At 64.0% G+C, this 19114-nt stretch carries 21 protein-coding genes and 1 other RNA gene; 12 read left to right on the top strand and 10 right to left on the bottom strand.

Annotated features, from left to right (window positions below; translation table 11 throughout):
• Positions 1-269 precede the first annotated feature (269 nt).
• Positions 270-1889, bottom strand: a complete 1620-nt coding sequence (locus DEVEQU_RS17775; RefSeq protein ID WP_164550476.1) for a cation:proton antiporter — start codon at positions 1887-1889, stop codon at positions 270-272.
• A 105-nt stretch (positions 1890-1994) separates the two neighbouring features.
• Here DEVEQU_RS17775 and ssrS point away from each other — a divergent pair.
• The 5 genes from ssrS to DEVEQU_RS17750 all read left to right on the top strand — a co-directional run bounded on the left by ssrS (position 1995) and on the right by DEVEQU_RS17750 (position 6022).
• Positions 1995-2152: non-coding RNA, 6S RNA (gene ssrS / locus DEVEQU_RS17770), on the top strand.
• Positions 2153-2173: 21 nt separating this feature from the next.
• A complete protein-coding gene (locus DEVEQU_RS17765) occupies positions 2174-2761 on the top strand; it encodes a 5-formyltetrahydrofolate cyclo-ligase (RefSeq protein ID WP_126151937.1) in 588 nt (195 codons plus the stop codon).
• Positions 2758-3582, top strand: coding sequence for a TIGR00282 family metallophosphoesterase (locus tag DEVEQU_RS17760; RefSeq protein WP_126151936.1), 825 nt, complete (start codon positions 2758-2760; stop codon positions 3580-3582). Before DEVEQU_RS17765 ends, DEVEQU_RS17760 begins: the two co-directional genes overlap by 4 nt.
• A 157-nt stretch (positions 3583-3739) precedes the next feature.
• Positions 3740-5158 (top strand): alanine/glycine:cation symporter family protein, encoded by a 1419-nt coding sequence (locus DEVEQU_RS17755; RefSeq protein ID WP_126151935.1) that lies wholly within the window; start codon positions 3740-3742, stop codon positions 5156-5158.
• 117 nt (positions 5159-5275) lie between these two features.
• A complete protein-coding gene (locus DEVEQU_RS17750) occupies positions 5276-6022 on the top strand; it encodes a YebC/PmpR family DNA-binding transcriptional regulator (protein ID WP_126151934.1) in 747 nt (248 codons plus the stop codon).
• Between the two features lie 48 nt (positions 6023-6070).
• Here the strand turns inward: DEVEQU_RS17750 and DEVEQU_RS17745 are convergent, their stop codons facing one another.
• Together DEVEQU_RS17745 and DEVEQU_RS17740 are read right to left on the bottom strand one after the other, a co-directional pair.
• Positions 6071-6850, bottom strand: coding sequence for a GGDEF domain-containing protein (locus DEVEQU_RS17745; RefSeq protein WP_126151933.1), 780 nt, complete (start codon positions 6848-6850; stop codon positions 6071-6073).
• Positions 6851-6937: 87 nt separating this feature from the next.
• Complete coding sequence (locus DEVEQU_RS17740) at positions 6938-7612, bottom strand: GGDEF domain-containing protein (RefSeq protein ID WP_164550475.1); 675 nt, start codon at positions 7610-7612, stop codon at positions 6938-6940.
• Between the two features lie 236 nt (positions 7613-7848).
• Here DEVEQU_RS17740 and ruvC point away from each other — a divergent pair, with 236 nt between their 5' ends.
• The 7 genes from ruvC to ybgC are packed head-to-tail and all read left to right on the top strand — an operon-like array spanning position 7849 to position 11598.
• The gene (gene ruvC, locus DEVEQU_RS17735; protein ID WP_126151931.1) at positions 7849-8355 is read left to right on the top strand and encodes a crossover junction endodeoxyribonuclease RuvC; all 507 of its coding nucleotides are present in this window, start codon (positions 7849-7851) and stop codon (positions 8353-8355) included.
• Positions 8352-8969, top strand: a complete 618-nt coding sequence (gene ruvA / locus DEVEQU_RS17730) for a Holliday junction branch migration protein RuvA (protein WP_126151930.1) — start codon at positions 8352-8354, stop codon at positions 8967-8969. Before ruvC ends, ruvA begins: the two co-directional genes overlap by 4 nt.
• Positions 8970-9026: 57 nt before the next feature.
• Positions 9027-9290: an AbrB/MazE/SpoVT family DNA-binding domain-containing protein gene (locus DEVEQU_RS17725; protein WP_126151929.1), complete on the top strand. Its 264-nt coding sequence runs from the start codon at positions 9027-9029 to the stop codon at positions 9288-9290.
• Complete coding sequence (locus DEVEQU_RS17720) at positions 9277-9678, top strand: PIN domain-containing protein (protein WP_164550474.1); 402 nt, start codon at positions 9277-9279, stop codon at positions 9676-9678. Before DEVEQU_RS17725 ends, DEVEQU_RS17720 begins: the two co-directional genes overlap by 14 nt.
• Entirely contained in the window at positions 9675-10712 is a 1038-nt protein-coding gene (ruvB, locus tag DEVEQU_RS17715) for a Holliday junction branch migration DNA helicase RuvB (protein ID WP_126151927.1), read from the top strand. The genes DEVEQU_RS17720 and ruvB overlap by 4 nt, the downstream gene beginning before the upstream one ends.
• Positions 10709-11206, top strand: a complete 498-nt coding sequence (locus tag DEVEQU_RS17710) for an NUDIX hydrolase (RefSeq protein ID WP_126151926.1) — start codon at positions 10709-10711, stop codon at positions 11204-11206. Before ruvB ends, DEVEQU_RS17710 begins: the two co-directional genes overlap by 4 nt.
• Complete coding sequence (ybgC, locus tag DEVEQU_RS17705; protein ID WP_206437883.1) at positions 11203-11598, top strand: tol-pal system-associated acyl-CoA thioesterase; 396 nt, start codon at positions 11203-11205, stop codon at positions 11596-11598. Before DEVEQU_RS17710 ends, ybgC begins: the two co-directional genes overlap by 4 nt.
• A 349-nt stretch (positions 11599-11947) precedes the next feature.
• Here ybgC and DEVEQU_RS17700 read toward each other — a convergent pair whose 3' ends face one another.
• The 7 genes from DEVEQU_RS17700 to tolQ form a co-directional block, all read right to left on the bottom strand.
• Positions 11948-13438 (bottom strand): methyl-accepting chemotaxis protein, encoded by a 1491-nt coding sequence (locus DEVEQU_RS17700; RefSeq protein WP_126151925.1) that lies wholly within the window; start codon positions 13436-13438, stop codon positions 11948-11950.
• A 50-nt stretch (positions 13439-13488) separates the two neighbouring features.
• The gene (locus DEVEQU_RS17695) at positions 13489-14220 is read right to left on the bottom strand and encodes a type 1 glutamine amidotransferase (RefSeq protein ID WP_223214283.1); all 732 of its coding nucleotides are present in this window, start codon (positions 14218-14220) and stop codon (positions 13489-13491) included.
• A gap of 62 nt (positions 14221-14282) precedes the next feature.
• Positions 14283-14771, bottom strand: coding sequence for a peptide-methionine (R)-S-oxide reductase MsrB (gene msrB, locus DEVEQU_RS17690; RefSeq protein ID WP_126151940.1), 489 nt, complete (start codon positions 14769-14771; stop codon positions 14283-14285).
• A 231-nt stretch (positions 14772-15002) separates the two neighbouring features.
• Positions 15003-16313: a Tol-Pal system beta propeller repeat protein TolB gene (gene tolB / locus DEVEQU_RS17685; RefSeq protein WP_126151923.1), complete on the bottom strand. Its 1311-nt coding sequence runs from the start codon at positions 16311-16313 to the stop codon at positions 15003-15005.
• 63 nt (positions 16314-16376) lie between these two features.
• The gene (locus DEVEQU_RS20030; protein WP_206437882.1) at positions 16377-17594 is read right to left on the bottom strand and encodes a hypothetical protein; all 1218 of its coding nucleotides are present in this window, start codon (positions 17592-17594) and stop codon (positions 16377-16379) included.
• 11 nt (positions 17595-17605) lie between these two features.
• A complete protein-coding gene (locus DEVEQU_RS17675) occupies positions 17606-18046 on the bottom strand; it encodes an ExbD/TolR family protein (RefSeq protein ID WP_126151922.1) in 441 nt (146 codons plus the stop codon).
• Between the two features lies 1 nt (position 18047).
• A complete protein-coding gene (tolQ, locus tag DEVEQU_RS17670; RefSeq protein WP_126151939.1) occupies positions 18048-18749 on the bottom strand; it encodes a protein TolQ in 702 nt (233 codons plus the stop codon).
• Positions 18750-19114 lie beyond the last annotated feature (365 nt).

Raw genomic sequence — 19114 nt, 5'->3', positions numbered from 1 at the left:
GGGTGGGGGTCGTTTAGCGATCCACTGATGGACCCCCTCCCTCAATCCCTCCCCTCAAGGGGGAGGGAGGCGAAAGCGACCAGAGTCCACATCAAGTTGAAATGATCTAGTCGGCGATGTGGCTCCTCACTCGCCTTTGTGGCAGGGCTATCGCATGTGGGTTTGAGCCTGCTACACACCCCCACCCGGCCTCCCCCTGAAGAAGGGGGAGGAGCGGCATTTGGCGCTGGGCGAGAGTTGTTCAGAAGCACCGGCCGATGTCTTTCCCCTCAACCGGGTTCGGACATGCTGTCCATGAAGGCCTGTTCGATGTCGAGTTTTTCGAGCATTTCGCGGACGATGGTGTCGTCGAGTTCGAGATTGTCGCGGGCGGCGACGAGGCGGATGCGGCGGGCCTCGAGCAGCACCTTGCCCAGGGCCAGAGCCTCGCTGGCATCGCGTTCGCTGGGCCGGGCAAGATTGCCTTCATGGCGCAGGCGCCGGTTGGTGGCGGCGATCAACCGCTGGGATTCGCGGCCGGGGTGGCTGGCGCTGTAGCTATCGAGCGCTGAAGTGGTCGCCTCATGCACCAGCGCCTCGGCGAGCTGGCGCTGTTCGGCGACGAAATCGCGCTGGCTGGGGTCCTCGAGCTTGAGCAGGCGGATCAGGCCGGGCAGGGTGAGGCCCTGGATCAGCAGCGTGGCGATGGTGAAGAGGAAGGCGACGGCGAGGATGGCGTCGTCGCCGGGGAAGGGGCTGCCATCGGCGAGGAAGGCGGGGACACCGGCGGCTGCGGCCAGGGTCACGACGCCGCGCATGCCGGTCCAGCCCAGGACGATGTTTTCCCGCCAGGTCAGGGGGCGCTGCGGCTTGCTGATCGGGGTGCCGTCGAGTGAGCGGCGATAGCGCTCGAGATGGCGGCGATAGGTCAGCTGTCGCACCCCGGCGGTGGCAAACACCCAGATGAAGCGCATGAGGACGCTGGCGAGGAAGACGGCCAGGGTGGTGATCGCCAGTTCGCCGATATCGAAGCCGGCCCGGTCGGCATCGGTGATGACGAAGCGCAGCTGCACCGCGATATAGGCGAAGACGAAGGTTTCGAGCAGGGTATCGGTGGTGCGCCAGAAGGCGCCCTCCTGCATGCGCTCCTTATAGCCGGCCTGCACCCCGTGATGGCCGACGGCAAAGCCGGCCGCGACCACGGCAAGGACGCCGGAGGCATGCAGTTCCTCGGCGGTGAGATAGGCGGCAAAGGGCACGATCACCGAAAGGGCGGTGGAGAGCGCAGGACTGGCCAGGCGCCTGCGGGTCCATTGCACCAGATTGCCGATGAGAACGCCGACCACGATGCCGACTATGGCGGCGTAGAGGAAATAGAGTGGCAGGCTGTCGATGAAGGCATGGGTGCCGGTGGCGGTGGCGATGAGGACGGCGAATAAGGTGAGCGCGGCGGCATCGTTGATGAGGCTTTCGCCCTTGAGTACGGACATGAGCCCGGTGGGCAGGCCGGCGCGGCGGCCAATGGTGGTGGCGGTCACCGCATCGGGCGGTGCCACGACGACGCCCAGGATCAGCGCGGCAATGGGCACCAGTTCGGGCAAAGCAAGCAGCGCGGCGCCGGCAACGACGAAGGTGGTGGCGAAGACGAGGAAGACGCCGAGGCTCGTGATCGGTCCCATCTGGCGACGGAATTCTGCGAAGGAAAAGTCGCGGGCCGCCGAGAACAGCATGGGCGGCAGCACGATGGAGAGGATGAATTCGGGCTCGAGCTCGAGGCGCGGAATGCCCGGAATATAGCTGGCGGCCAGCCCCACCATCACCACCACCAGGGCAGGTTGGAGATTGCGGCGTTCGGCCAGGGCGCTGATGGCGATGGCTATGGTGACGACGATCAGCACATAGGCGAACATGAGGCCCCTCCAGGGCTTCCCCATTAATGGGTGCAATTGTGCTGTGCAATCGGGCAGGATCATGCCGCCCGGCCTTTGCAGGCGGCGGCGAAGCGCCTATATCTGTTGATGCTGCCCGGTGCGTGAGGACACACATATCCCCGGGGCCTTAATCGATCCTAAGGGAGCTGTCCCTGACCGGGCCCGTGGGCTCGGACATACGGCGCCCACCTACGTATGTAGGTTCCCGGGATCGCAAGTCCCACGGCCAGGGTGGCACCTGATTTTCTTGCTGGAAGAGGCGTATGGCGGACCAGGCAATCGAGGAAGCGAAAGCCGGACTGCGCAAGGCGGCCCATGCGGCCCGCGCCACACTGTCAGCAGATGAACGCAGCGCCGCGGCCAAGGCGGTCGCGGCGTATTTCTTCGACAAGATCGCCTTTGAACCCGAGCAGGTCATCGCCGGCTATTGGCGCATTCGCGACGAGCTCGACTGCCAGCCGATCCTGATCCGGCTGATGGATGGTGGGCAGCGCGTGGTGCTGCCGGCGGTCGATGGGCCCGACAAGCCGCTGGATCTGCGAGTTTGGGAGGCGGATGCACCACTTTACGAGGCCGGTTTCGGCACGCTGGCGCCGTCGGACCTGGCGCCGCGCGCGGTGCCCGACATCGTGTTGATGCCGCTTCTGGGTTTTGATGCGGCCGGCACGCGGCTGGGCTATGGCGGCGGCTATTACGATCGCACGCTGGCGGCCCTGCCGCGCAAGCCCTTGCTGGTGGGCCTCGCCTTCGGGGTGCAGGAACTGGACGCCATTCCGCGGGAAGAGCACGACGTGCCGCTGGATGCCGTGATCACCGAAGCGGGCGTGCGCTTTTTCGGAACCCCTTCATGAGACTGCTTTTTCTGGGTGATGTCGTTGGCCGCTCCGGTCGCGACGCCGTGGCCGAGCACCTGCCGGGGCTGATCGCCCGCCACAAATTCGATTTCGTCGTGGTCAATGGCGAGAATGCCAGCCATGGCAAAGGGTTGATCGAGAGCCATTTCCAGGGCCTGCGCGATGCCGGCGCCGATATCGTCACCCTGGGCGACCACGCCTTCGACCAGCGCGAGGCGCTGAGCTATATCGAGCGCGAGCCGACGCTGATCCGGCCGATCAATTATGCGCCGGGCACGCCGGGGCGCGGGGCGATGATGGTCGAGGGGCGCAATGGCCATCGGGTGCTGGTGGTCAATGCGCTGGGCCGGGTGTTCATGCCGCCGATCGACGATCCGTTTCGCGCCGTGGCCTCGGCTATCGAAAGCGCGCCGCTGGGCGAGGTGGCCGATGCCATCATCGTGGATTTTCATACCGAGGCGACGTCGGAAATTCAGGCCATGGGGCATTTTCTCGATGGCCGGGTGAGCCTTGTGGTCGGCACCCATACCCATATCCCCACCGCCGATTACCGGGTGCTCAAGGGCGGCACGGCGTTTCAGGCCGATGCCGGCATGTGCGGGGATTTCGACAGCATTATCGGCACCGAGACGGATGAGCCGCTCAACCGCTTTCTGACCGGCATTCCCAATGGCCGCTTCACCCCGGCGGAAGGGGAAGCAACGCTCTGCGGCATTGCGGTGGAGACCGATCCGCGCAGCGGGCTGGCCCGTTATGTGGCGCCGCTGCGGCTGGGTGGCGTGCTCGCACAGGCCGTGCCGGATTTTCCGACCGCCTGACAGCCTCCAGATTTTTCGCTTGCCGGAGGCGCCGATCTGCGGTCGGATCGGATGGTTGCGCCTGGGGCGCAGGTCCTGCTGGTCAGCGTGAAGCGGACAATGGCCCCGGATGCGGCATGACGTGCCGATCCAAAGTCACGCGCAGAGGGCCAGGGCCATGCTCGATCCGATCATCAATTTCCTCAACGACATCTTCTGGGGCTATATCCTCATCTACGGCCTTCTGGCGGTGGGTATCTTCTTCACCGTGCGCTTGGGCTTCATCCAGTTCGTGCATTTCGGCGAGATGTTCCGCGCCGTAACGGGCGGCAAGAAGAATGACAGCGCCGGGATCACCCCATTCCAGGCGCTGTGCACCTCCTTGGCGTCGCGCGTCGGGACGGGTAATCTCGCCGGCGTTGCGGTGGCGCTCTATTTGGGTGGACCCGGCGCAATCTTCTGGATGTGGATGGTGGCGCTGGTGGGCATGGCCACCGCCTATTCGGAATCGACGCTGGCCCAGCTCTATAAGACCAAGAACGACAATGGTGAATATCGCGGTGGGCCGGCCTTTTACATCGCCAAGGGCCTCGGCGCGCCCTGGGCCGGGGCGATCTTCTCGGTCTGCCTGATCCTGGCCTTCGGTCTCGTCTTTAACGCGGTGCAGGCCAATTCGATCGCCGATGCCTTCCAGGGCGCCTTCGGCTTCGACAAGCTCTGGGTCGGGGTGGGGCTGGCCTTGTTGACCGCAGTGGTGATTTTCGGGGGCATCAAGCAGATCGCGCGGGTGGCCGAAATCATCGTGCCGTTCATGGCAGTGATCTATCTGCTGGTGGCGCTCTATGTGGTGATAATCCATATCGGGGAAGTCCCCGGCATGCTCGGCCATATCGTGCAAAGCGCCTTCGGGCTCGATGCGGCGGGCGGTGGCATTGCGGGGGCCTTGCTCAATGGCGTCAAGCGCGGACTGTTTTCCAACGAGGCGGGCATGGGCTCGGCGCCCAATATCGCCGCCGTGGCGACGCCTGATCCGCACCATCCGTCCTCGCAGGGTTTCGTTCAGGCACTGGGCGTCTTCATCGACACCATTCTGATCTGTACGGCAACGGCGCTGATGATCCTGCTCTCTGGCGTCATGGTGCCGGGCAGCGAATTGACCGGCACGCCGCTGACGCAGGCGGCGATGAGCGTGCATATTGGCGGGGCGGGGCAATATTTCATTGCCATCGCCATCCTGTTCTTCGCCTTCACCTCGATCATCGGCAATTACTCCTATGCCGAAAATGCCATGACCTTCCTCCGAATTGGCAATCTGCCAGGGCTGACGGCGCTGCGTATCGGGGTTTTGGGCATGGTGATCTGGGGTGCCTATGAGAGCGTCGCGACAGTGTTCAACGCCGCTGATGCGTCCATGGGGTTGATGGCAACGGTCAACCTCATCGCCATTGTGCTGCTCTCGGGCACGGTGGTGAAGCTGACGCGGGACTATACCAATCAGAGGAAAGCCGGAAAGGAACCACTGTTCCATGCCGCCGACTATCCCGAACTCAGCGGCAAGATCGACCAGAGCATCTGGAACAAGCACGATCCGGGCTGATTTTTCCGCCCTGACAAGCGCCCGTTCCGCGATCACGCCGCGGGGCGGGCGCTTTATTTTTGCGCGTCCAGCCCCTATAAGCGGCCCGATTTCAGAAATTTACCCATCGAGGGACACATGGCTGGCCATTCCCACGCCAAGAACATCATGCACCGCAAGGGCAAGTCGGACGCGATCCGTTCGAAGATCTTTTCCAAGCTCGCCCGCGAAATTACCGTTGCCGCCAAGATGGGTCAGCCCGATCCGGCGTTCAATCCGCGCCTGCGCCTGGCCATCACCAATGCTCGTGCCCAGTCCATGCCCAAGGACAATATCGAGCGCGCCGTGAAGAAGGCCGCCGGTGGCGATGCCGAGAACTATGACGAAATCCGCTATGAGGGCTATGGCCCCGGCGGCGTGGCCGTCATCGTCGAGGCACTGACCGACAACCGCAACCGCACCGCCTCGAATGTGCGCTCCTATTTCTCCAAGAATGGCGGCGCGCTGGGTGAAACCGGCTCGGTCGGCTTCATGTTCGATCGCGTCGGCGAAATCACCTATCCGGCCGCGGTCGGTTCGGAAGACAAGGTGATGGAAGCGGCGATCGAAGCCGGCGCCGACGATGTCGAGAGCGACGACGAGGGCCATTATATCTACACCTCCTTCGAGGCGATGGCCGAAGTGGCCTCGGCGCTCGAAGCGGTGCTGGGGGAGGCCGAGTCGGTCAAGGCGATCTGGAAGCCGCAGAACGTCACCCCGATCGATGCGGAAAAGGGTGCGACCCTGATGAAGCTGATCAATACGCTCGAAGAAGACGATGACGTGCAGAACGTCTATTCGAACTTCGACATGAGCGATGAAGACGCGGCCAAGCTGGCGGGCTGAGGCGCCCGGCCTTGCCGACGATATCAGGGCGGCTCCGGCCGCCCTTTTTCATGCGTGCTGGCGCAGGGCGATGTCGGGTGCGTCGCCCACATGCACGATGGCGGCAAAATTGCGCCCGGCCTTTTTGGCCCCATAAAGCTGGCGATCGGCAATGCGGAACAGGGCCGAGAAACTGGTGCGATCCTCGAAGGCCGCGCCACCGACGCTGACCGAGAGGGGATGGGCGCGACCCTCGGGGTTGAAATCGGCGGTGTTGACGCAGTGGCGGATGCGCTCGGCAATGCGGGCGGCCTGGCGCTCATCGACCTTTGGCAGGAATACCGCGAACTCCTCGCCCCCCATGCGGCCCACCAGATCGCCCGTGCGCAGAGCGGCGCGAATGGAGCGGGCGATAATGGTCAGCGCCTCGTCGCCCATGGCGTGGCCATAGGCATCGTTGATCGCCTTGAAGTTGTCGGCATCGATCATCAGCAGCGCGCCGGAGAAGTTTTCCGGCGCCTCGGCGAGGAGCGCCTCGATGCGGGCGGTGAAGGCGCCGCGATTGAGGCAGGAGGTGAGGCTGTCGGTGCGGGCGATGAAGCTCAGCCGCCGATTGACACTCTCCAGATCGCGTACCTTCAAGCCGAGATAGAGAAAGAGCGGGAAAGCAAATATGACGGGCAGCAGCACGGCGCTGACCAGGGCGCGCAGGCGCGCGTCATTGTCGAGGCCCTGAAACAGGGTGAGGTTGACGGCTATGGAAACGATTGCACAGACAAACGTGCCTAAAAGGGTCCATTCGGCGACTTGAGCCCAGGTCTGCAGGCCTGACTTATGTGGTGTTTGCATCAGGGCCGACCTATCCAAACGAAAGTGACCATGCCCCGGGGCGTTCCGCGGGGCATGACGTGCGGCTGGTCTCGTCAGGGGAGGTCGTCACGCCGCCGACCACAGGGCCACGCGATCGCGCCCCGCATTCTTGGCCAGGTAGAGCTGATCGTCGGCCAGGCGATAAAGGGCGCGGAAATCGGAATTGCCGGCGAAGCTGGCGCCGCCAATGCTGACCGAGAGAGCGCAGCGCGCGCCCGAGACGATGAAGGCGACATCGGCCACGGCATCGCGAATGTTCTCGGCGATGCTGCGGCTTTTGTCTTCGGTTGTGTTGGGCAGGAACACGCCAAACTCCTCGCCGCCCAGGCGGCCGATCAGTGCGCGCTCGCCGGCAGCGCGGGTAATGGCATCGGCGATCAGCCGCAGGGCATCGTCGCCGCGGTCATGGCCGTGCTTGTCGTTAATGGCCTTGAAGTGATCGACGTCGATGACGAAGAGCGCGCCTTGCCAGGTGGCAAAGCGCAGGCGGCGGGACACTTCGGCGGTAAAGGCGCCGCGATTGAGGCAGGAGGTCAGCCAGTCGATGGTGGCCATCTGCTGCAATTGCGCATTGGCATGATGCAATTGCTCCTGCTTGTGGAACAGCAGCAGCAGGATGGGGCCGCCCAGGACGATGGGCATGGTGATGGCGACAAGCAATCCCTGAAGGTTGATGCCTTCCGAGAACATTTCCATGAATACATTGGTGAGGATGATCGAACCGGCGACAGAGGCCGCCAAGATCAGCCCTGTGAAGCGGGCTATTCGCATCCATGCGTGCCGCGAAAGCCTGGAGTTCGGCCCCGAAATCATGACTATTTGCCCCTGCATTCCCGCGCGGACGGTAGGCGCTGTCTCGTGAAGGATGGGTTTTCCCAGTTGGTAAAATTTGAATGACCGAGACCGGCTGACGGTTTGTTGCTCATTTGTTCACTTTGACGCTGGTATGTTGCCCAAGGCTGCGTACAAGGTAGAGCATGAGCAAAGCTGTTCGAATCATCGGTATCGACCCCGGATTGCGCCGCTGCGGCTGGGGGATCATCGAAGCTGTGGATAATCGCCTGCGCTTCGTGGCCGGCGGTACGCTGACCCCGCCGGTGGATGGCGCGCTGGCGGAACGGCTGGCGGTGCTGGCGGTGGGGATCAACGGCGTGCTCGACGAATTTTCGCCCGATGAGGCGGCCGTGGAAGAGACTTTCGTCAATGCCGGGGCCCGCTCGGCGCTGATCCTGGGGCAGGCGCGCGGGGTGGCGCTGGTGACCCCGGCGCTGCGCGGCATGCTGGTGGCCGAGTATGCCGCTAACCTGGTCAAGAAATCGGTGGTGGGGACCGGCCATGCCGAGAAAAACCAGGTGGCGCTGATGGTCAAGACGCTTTTGCCCAGTGCCGTCATCAAGGGCGCTGACGCCGCCGACGCGCTGGCAATCGCCATCTGTCACGCGCATCACCGGGTTTCGGCGGCAAGAATGAGGGCCTTGGCATGATCGGCAAGCTCAAGGGTCTGGTGGACAGCTTTGGCGATGACTGGGTGCTGATCGATTGCGGCGGGGTCTGTTACGAGGTGCATTGCTCCTCGCGTACTCTGCAGGCCTTGCCACGGGTGGGCGAGGCAGGGGTAGTGTTCATCGAGACCATCGTGCGCGAGGATATGATCCGGCTTTATGGCTTTGCCAATGAGGCGGAAAAGAGCTGGTTCACTCTTCTGACCACGGTGCAGGGGGTCGGGGCGCGCGTGGCGCTGGCGATTTTGTCGGTGATGTCGCCGTCCGCGCTGTCGAGTGCTGTCGCCCTGCAGGACAAGGCCATGGTGGGTCGTGCCAATGGGGTGGGTCCGAAACTGGCGACCCGCATCGTCACCGAACTCAAGGGCAAGGTGCCCGCCATCGGCGCGGTGGATGCCGACACGCTGGGCCTGCAGGCGGCGCTGGGCGAGGGCGTGGCCTCGGGCAATATTGCCGACGCGGTCTCGGCCCTCACCAATCTGGGCTATTCCAGTGCCCAGGCCTCAGCTGCTGTCGCGCGGGTGGTGGCCAAGGAGGGCGACGACACGGCGACAGAAAAGCTGATCCGGCTGGGCCTGCGGGAATTGAGCCAGTGATCCTTGTTTTTGGTGTGTTTCCTTACTAAATTTTAAAAGTAAGGAATGGAGGCTGCAATGGCAACTGCGACACTAACGAGCAAGGGGCAGATGACCTTGCCCAAGGATGTCCGGGAAGATTTGGGGCTTCAGCCCGGCGATAAGGTCGATATTATCAAGGACGGCAATCGTTATGTGCTGATGCCACGCACTGTCCGAGCAGAAGATCTCTATGGCATTTTGCATCGGCCGGGCGATCATGCCATGACGGTTGGGCAAGAAGATGAGGCTTATGCCGCGGCACTGGCCGAAGAAGACGAGCGTATTCGTGCTGGGCGTTGATACCAATGTGCTGGTGCGGTTTCTGACGCGGGATGATCCCCTTCAATCGGAAATTGCCCGCCGCATAATAACGGCAGCTGAACATCATCCCATCCATATATCCCTGGTCGCGCTGGTTGAATTGGTTTGGGTGCTCACCAAACTCAAGCGGTGGCCGAAATCCGATGTATTTAGGGCCTGTCGTGGCCTTTTGCGTAGCGAAGACTTCCTCATCGAGTCAGCGGCTTTGGTCGAGCAATGTCTGTATGAGGCAGAAAATGCCAGATGCGACCTGGCAGATGCACTGATCGCAGCAACCAATTTGCGGGCAGGCTGCTCCACCACAGTTACTTTCGATCATGATGCCCAGGCGCTGGCCGGCATGACGGCAGCGGAGACTTTTTCGTGACCTCTCTTACTTCCGCATCCGCCGGACGCGACGATAATCTCGATGTCTCGCTGCGGCCGTCCGGTTTTGCCGATTTCGTCGGCCAGGCGGCGGCGCGGGCTAATCTGGAAGTGTTCATCCAGGCGGCCAAGCAGCGCGGGGCAGCGCTCGACCATGTGTTGTTCGTCGGCCCGCCCGGGCTGGGCAAGACCACTTTGGCACAGATCATCGCCAAGGAGCTGGGCGTCGGTTTTCGCGCTACCTCCGGCCCGGTGATCGCCAAGGCGGGGGACCTCGCCGCGCTGCTGACCAATCTCGAGGAACGCGATGTGCTGTTCATCGACGAAATCCACCGGCTCAATCCGGCAATCGAGGAAGTGCTCTATCCGGCGATGGAGGATTTTCAGCTCGACCTGATCATCGGCGAGGGCCCGGCGGCGCGCTCGGTACGCATCGATCTGGCAAAGTTTACCCTGGTGGGGGCGACGACGCGCGCGGGCCTCTTGACCACGCCGCTGCGCGACCGTTTCGGCATTCCGGTGCGGCTCAATTTCTATACGCCCGAGGAACTGGTGCAGATCGTGACGCGCGGGGCACGGCTCCTGGGCATGCCGATGGCGGCCGATGGCGCGATGGAAATCGCCCGTCGCTCGCGAGGGACGCCCCGTATCGCCGGGCGCCTGTTGCGACGTGTGATCGATTTTGCCCAGGTGGACGGGGCCAGGGAAGTGAACAGCGCCATTGCCGACAAGGCGCTGATCCGGCTCGATGTCGATGCGCGGGGCCTCGACCAGCTGGACCGGCGCTATCTCACCACCATTGCCGATTTCTACAATGGCGGACCGGTGGGAATCGAGACCATTGCGGCGGCGCTGAGCGAACCGCGCGACGCCATCGAGGAAATCGTCGAGCCCTATCTGTTGCAGCAGGGGTTCATCCAGCGCACCCCGCGCGGCCGCATGCTGACCTCGATCGCATTTCAACATATGGGCAAAGTGGTGCCGCAAGGCTTTGTCGGCATCCAGTCGAGCCTGTTCGAGGAGGGCGAGGAATGAGCCGCCAGGTGATCAGTTTTCCGATTGAGGGGACGACCTTCAACTACCGCGTCGCGGCAGTGATCGTGGTGGATGGGCATGTGCTGGTCTGTCGCGAGGATGACGATCACTATGTGATGCTGCCCGGCGGGCGCGTCGAAATGGGCGAGGCCAGCGCGGTGGCGCTGGGCCGGGAGATCGCCGAGGAGCTGGATATGCCAGGGGTGGTCGGGCCGCTGCTGGCGACGTCAGAGAGCTTTTATGCCGGGCGGGGCGAGGCCTATCACGAGCTGGGGTTTTTCTATGCGGCAGTCCTTCCCGGGCAGGGGCCGAACGGGCAATCACCCTGGCTGGTGCGGCAGGACGAAGGGCACGAGCTGCAGTTCTCCTGGGTGCCGCTTGCCGGCGACGCGCTCGAAACCGTCAACCTGCTGCCTCCCTGGCTGCCGGAATTTTTGCGGCAACAGCCGGGAAATCCGGTGCATGTCGTGCATGACGAGCGGGAGATGTCGTGACCATCCACCGCTTCCCTATCCGCATCTATTACGAAGACACCGATTTTTCCGGGAACGTCTATCACGCGGCCTATCTGAAATTCTTCGAGCGCGGGCGCACCGAGTTTTTGCGCGATCTCGGCGTGCATCATTCCGAACTGGCGGGGCAGGGTCTGGCCTTTGCGGTGCGGTCGATGGAGATCGATTTCGTCGCCGCGGCGCGGATCGATGACCTGTTGGAGGTGACCACCGAGGTCGTGGCCATGACCGGGGTGCGGCTGACGCTGGCGCAGGGCATCTTGCGGGATGGTCAGGTGCTGACCAAGGCCAAGGTGGTGGTGGTGTCGATCCGCACCGAAGGCGGCGCGGCGCGGCTGCCGGCAGAATTGCGAGCGCGGCTGGCGGGGGGATAGACGGTTTCAGGTCCTGTTGGCGGCGTCATCGCGCCGAGGCCTTTGGGGGCAGGGTTATTGCATTTGGGTTTGAGCCTGTTGCACACCCCCACCCAACCTCCCCCTGAAGGATGGGGAGGAGCCGCGTTGAGTACTGGGAAATATGATGCCAAAAGCACCAGCCGGCCCCCTTCTCCTTGAGGGGATGGCCGGCGCGGGTGTTGTTAGCAATCCACTGATAGACCCCCACCCTCAATCCCTCCCCTCAAGGGGGAGGGAGGCGAAAGAGCACAGACATCTGTTATCAATTCGCCAAGAGGGAACACTCCCGCTCAAGGGGGAAAAGCTGCATCGTGTCCGGGTTGAGAACTCATGCTGCGCGGCGTTGTGCCTGTGCCGGGCTGCCATCCAGCTTGAACACGGCGACGATGCGGTCGAGTTCGCTGGCTTGCGCTTCGGTCTGCTCGATGGCGGCGTTGGTTTGTTCGACCAGCGCGGCATTGTGCTGGGTGATCTCGTCCATCTGGCGGACGGCGACACTGACCTCGTCGATCGAGACGGCCTGTTCGCGGCTGGCGGCGGTGATCTGGCCGATCAGGGTAGCGCTCTGGGTGACCGAGCTGTTGAGGGCGGCGATGCGCTCGGCGATCTGCAGGACAACCTGGGTGCCGGATTGCACTTCGCCGGCCGAGATGTCGATCAGCTGCTTGATTTCGGCGGAGGCGCCGGCTGCGCTCTGGGCGAGGCGACGAACTTCGACGGCGACCACGGCAAAGCCCTTGCCGGCTTCTCCGGCGCGGGCGGCTTCCACCGAGGCATTGAGGGCCAACAGATTGGTCTGGAAGGCAATGTCGTCGATCAGCCCGATAATGTTGGAGATTTTTGCCGAAGAGGTGGAAATCTGCTCCATGGCGCGCTTGGCCGCATCCATGGCCTTGCCGCTCTCGACGGCGATACGCGAGGCGTCGACCACCGAACGATTGGCATCCTCAGCGCGGGTGGCATTGGCGCCCACGGTGGTCGCCAACTGTTCGACGGTGGCGGTGGTTTCTTCGACCATGGCGGCCTGGCGGCTGGTGCGTTCGGACAGGTCGTTTGAGCCCGCAAGGATTTCGCCGGTGGCGGTCTTGAGCCGGTGCGAGGTGGTCTGCAGATCGCCCATGACGCGGGCAAGCCGGTCGGCCACGGCATTGGTATTGTCGCGCAAAGCGGCGAAAGCGCCGGTAAAATCGCCGGTGACGCGCTGCGAGAGGTCGGCGCGGGCAAGAGCGGAGAGGACGTGGCCGGTGCCGGTCAGGCCCTGGTCCATGGCGGTCAGGAGCGCATTGACCTCGCCGGCCAGTTGACGCAGTTCGGCCTGCTCGTAGTCGCCGGCGACGCGGCGGGAGAGATCGCCCTGCATGACGGCGCGAATGGTGGACTGAAGCTCTTCGGTCAGCCGATCGGCGGCGCGGCGGCGCTGGCCGGTTTCGGCATTGTGCTGGCGATCGGCCTCTACGAGGGCCTGCTGTTCGAGCAGGGCCGAGCGGAAGCGTTCGAAGGCCTCGAACATGACGGTCAATTCGTCATTGAGCGTCTGGGGCGGGATGGCGACAGCGGTGTCGCCCGCGGCCAGGGACCCGGTAATGCCGACAAGGGTGCGCAGGCGCGCGGCGACGAGGCGCTGGAACAGGAGGAAGACGCTGAGACAGCCCAAGGCCGCAGCGGCGCCGGCCACCATCAGCATGGCCATGGCGGTGGTCTGCCCGGCCTGGAACAGCGCATGGAGCGCCAGGCCGCCGAAGATGACCACCGGAATGCCGAAGACCAGAAAGGCGGCGACGAGCTTTCCGGGAATGGAAAGGGTCTGGAAAAGTCGCATTGTTGACGCTCGACTGTTCGATTTCGGCGCCAACACTGCTCCCCGTATCGTTAAGGCAGTTTTACCGTCGAGGCCGCCGCGTCGGCAAAAAACTGCGCCAAATAGCCGCCCATGCGCGCACTGTCCGACGCCTTGGTGAAGGAGCTTTCGGCGGTTGCGACGACAGTGTCCGGGGCCCGCCCACGGCGCAGTTCGGCCAATGCCCTGGCATAGGGCTCGTCGAATTCCGGATGCGGCTGGAAGCTGAGGGCGCGGCCGCTGCGATACAAGAGGCCGGCATTGGGGGTGAAATCGGAGGCGAGGATGACCTCGGCCTCAGGCGGGGTGCCAATCACCTGGTCCTGATGTGAACAGGCGACGCTGAGGGTTTCGGGGGCGTCGGCCATGAAGCCGGGGCGGCTCACGACATGATAATCGTGGCGTCCGAGGCCCCAGCCCTTTTCGGATTTGCGCACATCGCCGCCCAGCGCATCGGCCATGATCTGGTGGCCGAAACAGATGCCGAGCATCGGTGTTTTGGCGGCATAGGCCGAGCGGATGAAATTGCGCAGCGGTTCGAGCCAGTCCAGGTCGTCATAAACGCCGGCGGCAGAGCCGGTGATGACGATGCCTTCCAGCTGGGATGGATCGGGCAAAGCATTGCCGTCATAGCTGGTCACCATCTCATAGGTGAAGCCGGGACGGGCCGCGTCGAACATGCGCTCGAACATCTGGTAATAGGGCCCGTAAGTGGGGCGCAGCGGCTCCGGCACGTCGCCGGTCTGGATGATGGTGAGTTTCATGAGTCTGGTGCTTGGCGGGATTTGCCCAGCCATATCGCCATTGGCGCGCATTGTGCAATGCGTCAAGCCGCCACGAAACTGAGCGCCACCCCATTGATGCAATAGCGCAGGCCGGTCGGGGCCGGGCCATCGTTGAAGACATGGCCCTGGTGGCCGCCGCAATTGGAGCAATGCACCTCGGTGCGGGTCATGCCGTAGCTGGTATCGACCGAAGTGCCGATACTGGCCGGAATGAAATCGTAGAAGCTGGGCCAGCCGGTGCCGCTGTCGAATTTGGTGGTGGAGTCGAAGAGCGCCTGATCGCAGCCGGCGCAATGGAAGATGCCGGCGCGCTTTTCGGTGTTGAGCGTCGAGGTAAAGGGGCGCTCGGTGCCTTCGTGGCGCAGCACGTCATAGGCCTGGGGCGAGAGCTTGACCTGCCATTCCGCGTCGGTCAGCTTGAAGGGAAAATCATTTTCGCTGGCCATAACGGCATCGGGCCGGCGGGAAAGCGCCAATGCCGAAAGAGCCAGGCTCGCGGCCCCGGCCACCATAAATCCCCTGCGCGACATCTGCATTGACCAACTCCCTGAGCGTTTCGTTGGATCATAACGCAGCGGCGGGCGGATGCATCGTCAATCCTGCGTGACGGATGGGGGGAGGGGTGCGAAGGCGCATGACAAGACCTAGCACTACCCCATGCCTGCCAAGAAGGTGGGTTTGAGAGTGCTGCACACCCCCACCCCACCTCCCCCTGAAGGAGGGGGAGGAGTACCATCGCGTTTGTGTGACCTGCCGTGCGCTTAGCTGCGCAGGCCGGACCAGGCGGGGTCGGAGGCGTAGGTTTCGGTGGGGATGGTGATGGCGTTGCGGCCCCAGATGTCGACGCTCATCAGGCGCGGACCGTCATTGCCGCCCGGATCTTGGAAGAACATGATGACGCGACCATTGGGCGCCCAGGTGGGGCCTTCGGCGTGGAAGCTGGAATAGAGCAGGCGCTCTCCCGAGCCGTCGGGGTTCATGATGCCGATGTGGAACTGGCCGCCGGACTGGCGGGTGAAGGCGATGAGGTCGCCCTTGGGGGACCAGACCGGAGTGGAATAGCTGCCCTGGCCGAAGCTGACGCGCTGCGCGTTACCGCCGCCGGCACCCATCATATAAATCTGGGGCGAGCCGCCGCGGTCGCTTTCAAAGACGATGCGGCTGCCATCGGGCGAATAGGAGGGGCCGGTATCGATAGCCGCGCCCGAGGTCAGCTGCAGGGGCTGGCCGCCGCCGGTGCCCACCGAATAGATATTGGTGGCGCCGCCCTGTTCGACCGAGAAGGCGACGGTGCTGCCATCGGGCGAGAAGCGCGGAGCGAAGGTCATGGCGCCGACCGAGGCCAGGCGCTGCTGACGGCCGGTGGCCAGCTGCAGGAGATAGACCTGTGGATTGCCATCGGCAAAGTTCATATAGGTGACCATGTCGCCGCGCGGGGAGAAGCGCGGGGTGAGGGCCATGGAGGAGCCATCGGTGAGGTACTGCGCATTGGCGCCGTCCTGGTCCATGATGGCCAGGCGCCGCACGCGATTGGCCTTGGGGCCGCTTTCGGCGACATAGATGACGCGGGTATCGAAATAGCCGGAGCCGCCGGTCAGCTGCTCATAGATGGCGTCGGAGACCTGGTGGGCGATGCGGCGGGCCGAATTGGGATCGGTATTGTAGCTCTTGCCGACGACCTGGCTGGCCTGCTGGGTATCCCAGACGCGCACTGAAGCCGAAATCTGGCCGCCGCGCTCGACGGCGCCCATGACCAGGGCATCAACATTGGCGGTGCGCCAGGTGGCGAAATCGGGCGTGTTGTTGACGTCGCCCACCTGCACCGGCAGCGAGGCCGGATCGAGCGGCAGGAACAGGCCGGAGCGGCGCAGATTGTTGCGCACGATCTCGGCGATTTCCTTGCCGAAATTGGGATCGGCCGAGGCGAAATTGGGGATGGCGATCGGCATCGGCTGGAAATTGGCGCCTTCGACGACGATGCGCAGCTGCGCCATCGACCAGGACGAGGTGGCCAATAGGGCGCCGCCAGCGAGGCCAAGTTTGAGCGCGTTGCGTCGGGAAAGCAGGGTCATCTTGTGTTTTCTCCGGTCTGGCCGTTTGCGCCAATCAAGGCCGGCAAACGGGCAAATTCAAGGTCAGGGTCGCAGTTCAACATCGATTTGCCGCCACTCGTCATAAGCGTTGGCGGAGAGGGTATAGGGGCCGCAGCTCATGACGGCGCGCTGGGCGGCGCGGGCGATCTGGCCACCGGCCGGGGACGGATCGGCGGAGATGATCTGCGGCGTGCCATTGACCGACCCGTCGCGATTAAGGCTCACCATCAGACGCACGGTCATGCCCGAATTGAGATCGCTGGGCAGCAGGTTCCAGCAGTTCTTGATCTGGCCCACCAGCCCGTCGATTTCCGAACGGCTGAGACGGGCGGATGTTCCGGTGGTGTCGCCCAGGGTGGGTGAGCCGCCCTGGCCGGTGGTGCCGCCGGTGGTGGGCGCATTGTTGATCAAGGCGGCGATATCGTCGGCCTGGCTGGCATTGGGCGCGGTCGGGCCTGGGCGCGGCGTCGGCGTGCTGCCCTGGGTCTGGGTCTGCTGGGCAGCGGCCTGGCGACGGCGCTCTTCTTCCTCACGCTTCTTGCGCTCGGCTTCGGCGGCGGCGAATTGCTGGCGCAACTGCGCCAGATTGCTCGGCCGTGCGGCTGGCAGCGGGGCAGCGACGCTCGGGGTTTCCGGGGGGGGTGGCGGCTCAGGGGGGGGCGTCGGCTCGGGCGGGGGCTCAGGTGTCGGCGCCGGAGTCGGAGCGGGCGTCGGCGTGGGGGTCGGTTCTGGCGTCGGGGTCGGTTCTGGAGTCGGCGTGGGCTCGGGCAGCTGCGGGCGCGTCATCGGCACCGGGGCGACGCGCACCGGTTCGGGTGTCGGCTCGGGCGCAGGTTCGGGCTGCGGCTGCGGTGTTGGCGTCGGCTCGGGCGTGGGCTCGGGTTCCGGGGTTGGTTCCGGCTCAGGCGTCGGTTCGGGGGTCGGCTCAGGCTGCGGCGCGGGCTCGGGGGCCTGTTCGGTCACCGGCTGGGGCGTCGGCACATCGGCCGGCGAGGGTGTCACCTGGTCCTGTTCGGTATTGCCGGTGGGCTGCGCCAGTTCGGGCGGCTGGTCGCTTTCGACCACGGAGGGGGTATTGGTTTCCACCGCCTCGCTATCGAGCTGGCCCATGCGGATATTGGTGTATTCCTCGATCGGCACCAGATCGACCGAGATCGACTCGACACTGGGCTGCAGCGGCTCGGTCCAGCCCAGATTGAGCAGGCCGAGAGCAATCAACAGCACGTGTGCGGATATCGATACGGTGAGGCCGGTGCGCATGTCGTGCCGGCCTATCGCTCACGCTCGGTGACGAGCCCGATCTTGGTATAGCCGGCGGCCGAGAGCAGGCCCATGACGCGCATGACAGTGCCGTAATTGGCGGTGGTGTCGCCGCGCAGGAAGATGCGGTCTTCCGGGGTGGCCAATTCGCTCATGGCCGAGACCAGGGTCTGTTCGGTGACCGGGGTCTCGTCGATGAACAGCGTGCCTTCGGGCGTGACCGCGACGGTGATCGGCCGGGTCTGGCTCGGCATTTCGCTGGCGGCGGTGCGCGGCAGGTCGATGGGCACGCCCGAGGTCATCATCGGGGCGGCCACCATCATGATGATCAGCAGCACCAGCATGACGTCGACCATCGGCGTCACGTTGATCTCGCTCATCACCGCGTTTCTCTTGCGGCGCCGACGGCGGCCACCGCCGCCCCCTCCGCCCGATGAAACACCCATGCCCATGTCAGCGGCTCCTGGCTTCGAGCTGGCGGCTGAGAATGGTAGAGAATTCGTCGGCAAAGCCTTCGAGCCGACCGATCATCTTGCCGGCATCGGAGGAGAGCTTGTTATAGGCGATAACGGCCGGAATGGCGGCCACGAGGCCAATGGCGGTGGCGAACAGGGCTTCGGCGATCGGGCCGGCGACGACGGCCAGATTGGTGTCGGAGGAGGCCGCGATATTGGTGAAGGCGTTCATGATGCCCCAGACCGTGCCGAAAAGGCCGATAAAGGGACCGGCTGAGCCGACCGTGGCCAGGAAGCCGAGATTTTTCTCGAGATATTCGCTTTCACGCGCGATGGCGACATCGAGCACCTTGTCGAGGCGCTGCTGCATGCCCACGAAACTGGCCGCGTTCTGCTCGTGGCTGCGCTTCCATTCCTTCATCGCGGCGACGAAGACGGCGCCGAGGCCCCCCGAGGGCTTTTCTGCCTGCTGCTGGTAAAGCTCTTCCAGCGACTGGCCGGACCAGAAGGTGCGCTCGAAGCGGTTCATCTCCGCCTTCATCCGCCGGTAGGAAATGGACTTGTCGACGATGATGGACCAGCACCAGATCGAGGCCGCGAGCAGGCCGAGCATCACCGACTTCACGACGATGTCGGCGGCCCAGAACAGCCCCCAGATGGAGAGGTCCGCATGTGGAGCGGCTGCTCCCACTGCATCCATGGCTTCCATGAAGTGATCCTTTTCGGCCCGGCTCAAGCGCCCGACCCCAGTGCGGAAGGCGATGGGGTCGGAATCTGTCAAAATTAAGAGAAATGCCCGGCAATCCGGTCCCCTGCGGGACAAGCAGCCAGCCGAACTTCCCTTTGCCGCCTTTATGGTCACCAAAGAGTTAAAAAACAGAAAGCGGTGCCGGAAGTGTGATCTGGGGCAGGGGCGGTGAACCTGCTGCACTTCAGTGGGGCTGGGCCGAGACGGTTTTCACCGGACGTCACCCTCGGTCTTGAGCCGAGGGGTCTTGCTTGTGGCGATATCGCGAAGTGCAGAGCCCTCGGGTCTTCGCCCGAGGGTGACGAGCGGTGGGTGGT

This window comes from Devosia equisanguinis, assembly GCF_900631955.1.
Lineage (GTDB): Bacteria > Pseudomonadota > Alphaproteobacteria > Rhizobiales > Devosiaceae > Devosia > Devosia equisanguinis.
Note: the sequence above shows the minus strand (reverse complement) of the source record. Positions and strands in the feature narration are given on the sequence as shown.